At 67.0% G+C, this 2,368-nt stretch carries 3 protein-coding genes and 2 pseudogenes; 2 read left to right on the forward strand and 3 right to left on the reverse strand.

From position 1 onward, the window contains the following. From JCM19049_RS11920 to JCM19049_RS11930, 3 genes and pseudogenes are all read right to left on the reverse strand, one after another. Nucleotides 1–364 (reverse strand): annotated as a pseudogene (locus tag JCM19049_RS11920) (hypothetical protein); the annotation flags it as partial. After that, nucleotides 352–663, reverse strand: coding sequence for a hypothetical protein (locus JCM19049_RS11925; RefSeq protein ID WP_054821702.1), 312 nt, complete (start codon nt 661–663; stop codon nt 352–354). The gene JCM19049_RS11925 and the pseudogene JCM19049_RS11920, both read right to left, overlap by 13 nt. Before the next feature lie 122 nt (nt 664–785). Further along, nucleotides 786–1,214 (reverse strand): CBS domain-containing protein, encoded by a 429-nt coding sequence (locus tag JCM19049_RS11930; protein WP_054821703.1) that lies wholly within the window; start codon nt 1,212–1,214, stop codon nt 786–788. Between the two features lie 334 nt (nt 1,215–1,548). On the opposite strand from JCM19049_RS11930, the gene JCM19049_RS11935 reads away from it, so the two are divergent. Further along, on the forward strand, nt 1,549–1,764 hold the full coding sequence (locus JCM19049_RS11935; protein WP_054821704.1) for a hypothetical protein: 216 nt from the start codon (nt 1,549–1,551) through the stop codon (nt 1,762–1,764). 69 nt (nt 1,765–1,833) lie between these two features. Then, nucleotides 1,834–2,368, forward strand: a pseudogene (locus JCM19049_RS11940) (alcohol dehydrogenase catalytic domain-containing protein); the annotation flags it as partial.

Raw genomic sequence — 2,368 nt, forward strand, 5'->3', positions numbered from 1 at the left:
CGGCCATGGCGGAGGACAGCCGCGGCACCAGGCGCCAGGGACGGTTGCTGCGCACCATCCCGAACACCAGCAGCAGCCGGCCCGAGAGCCCCTCCACCGTGGAGAAGCGGTCCTCCGGCTCCTGCTCGTGCACCACGCTGCCGGTCATTGACAGCAGCCGGTCGGGCATCTTCACCGAGGGCTCGGGGGTCTCGTTGTCCTCGTGCAGTTCCTTGATGGCCCGCAGGACCCAGTCGATCAGGGTGCGGCGGCGGGCCAGGCCCATCATCGGCACCACGATGGTCGCCACCCGATGGGCGCTGCTGACGATCATGCGCACCGGCCGGCCCTCGACGTACTGCGGGATGTCGGTCAGGTAGACCACGTAGTCCCAGCCAGGCGCTTGCCCAGCGATTCGGCGTGGTCGTTGATCATCACCCGCCCGGCGGCCGAGACCGGCAACGACTGCCGGTCGCTGTCGATCTCCCACAGCTTGCCGCCCTCATCGCGGGTGTTCAGCGTGTGGCGCACCGGCTGCAGGACCCGGCCGGCCAGTGTCTGGGCGATTCCGGGATCGGCAAGCAGCCCCACCGTGTAATCCGGTTCCCGCTGCGGGCTTTCCTCGCCCTCGGACTTGTCCTCTGCGGCCATCTGTTCCTGCCTGTCGATCCCGCCGGTGCTCATGCGCCCCACTTTCCAAGGCGCCATCCGGCGGTGCTGGATATGGCACTGTGGTGGCCGGCCAGGGGCCGGGCCACCACAGTGCCTCGTAGTTGTTGAGTATGGGTCAAGCGGCTGTGTGTCTCCTAGTCCTGCGGTTGGGAAACACCGGAGACCATGTCACCGGTGCGCTCCTCGTCGTAGTAGCGGGCCACGTCGGCCTGGGCGAGCATGCCCACCAGCTTGTGCCCGTCGATGACCGGCAGGCGGCGCACCTGGTGCTGCTGCATGGTCTTGATGGCCTCCTCCACGGAGTCATCGGCGCCGATGGTCACCGGCTTGCCCTGGGCGTAGTCGGCGACCTTCACCCGCGAGGTCTCCACCCCGTCGGCCACACAGTTGATGACGATGTCGCGGTCGGTGATGGTTCCGGCCAGCCGCTCATCGCTGCCGCAGATCGGCAGCATGCCCACATCCAGCTGCCGCATGCGCTGCGCGGCGACCTGGATGGAATCCTGCTCGTTGACGCACTCGGCCGGAGAGGTCATGAGTTCTCGTGCGGTCACTGTTGCCATGGTCCTACTTCCTTCCTTTTCAGGGGAACGGAAGCCGGTCGGCTCCCTGAGTTGTCGATGCCCGCCGCCGCTGCCGATGCGCTGAAGCAAAATCCGCTGCGGCGGCATCCAGGCACACCCCCAGCGTGGCCGCTGCCCGGGTCCAGCGGCAATGATTGCCAGCAACCTTTATGCCGTCACCGCCGGCGGGCCAAGCTGGGGGCCGGGCATTCTGTAAGAAACCGATTAAGCGTGTTCCCGCGCCACCATGCGTGGTACTTGGTAGGGGGTCAGCTGTTGCGTGCGCGGCCGCTGGCACCCCACGTTCCCGAATCGAGGAAAGGCGGAACACCACATGGGTTTCATCGACAAGGCCAAGGATGCGGTGAAGGAAACCATCGACAAGATCAAGGACCCGGACCAGAACCTGGTGGAGAAGGCCTGGCCGGTTTCCGAGGGGAACCCGGACGTGGATGACCGTCCGGAGCCCGGGGAAGAGGATGACCCCACCGTGGGCATCGACCCGGACCTGGACCCCTCCGAGGGCGACCAGTACGACGACGAGCGCTAGGACCACCGCCGGCGGCGGCCACCGCCCGGCGAACCCCCGGCACCAGCCCAACCCAACCGAAAGGCAGGCATGAAGGCACTGACATGGCAAGGCAAACGCAAGATCGAGTACACCCAGGTCCCCGACCCGCAGCTGCAGCAGCCCACCGACGCGATCGTGCGGATCACCTCCACCGCGATCTGCGGTTCGGATCTGCACCTGTACGAACTGCTCGGCCCGTTCATGCAGGAGGGGGACATCATCGGCCACGAGCCCATGGGCGTGGTCGTTGAGGTGGGCAGCGAGGTGCACAACCTCAAGGTCGGGGACCGGGTGGTGATCCCCTTCAACATCGCCTGCGGCCACTGCTGGATGTGCGAGCATGGGCTGCAGTCCCAGTGCGAAACCACCCAGGTCAAGGACCAGGGCAAGGGGGCGGCGCTGTTCGGGTATTCGAAGATGTACGGGCAGGTGGCCCGGCGGGCAGGCCGAACTGCTGCGGGTGCCGCACGCCGACTACGGCCCGATCGTGGTGGGCAACGAGCTGCCCGACCACCGCTACCTGTTCCTCTCGGACATCCTGCCCACCGCCTGGCAGGCCGTGCAGTACGCGCAGGTGCCCGAC

The organism is Arthrobacter sp. JCM 19049, from assembly GCF_001310435.1.

Coding starts and splice junctions, on each gene's coding strand:
- JCM19049_RS11925 (WP_054821702.1), bottom strand. CDS start 663: ATGAGCACCGGCGGGATCGACAGGCAGGAACAGATGGCCGCAGAGGAC.
- JCM19049_RS11930 (WP_054821703.1), bottom strand. CDS start 1,214: ATGGCAACAGTGACCGCACGAGAACTCATGACCTCTCCGGCCGAGTGC.
- JCM19049_RS11935 (WP_054821704.1), top strand. CDS start 1,549: ATGGGTTTCATCGACAAGGCCAAGGATGCGGTGAAGGAAACCATCGAC.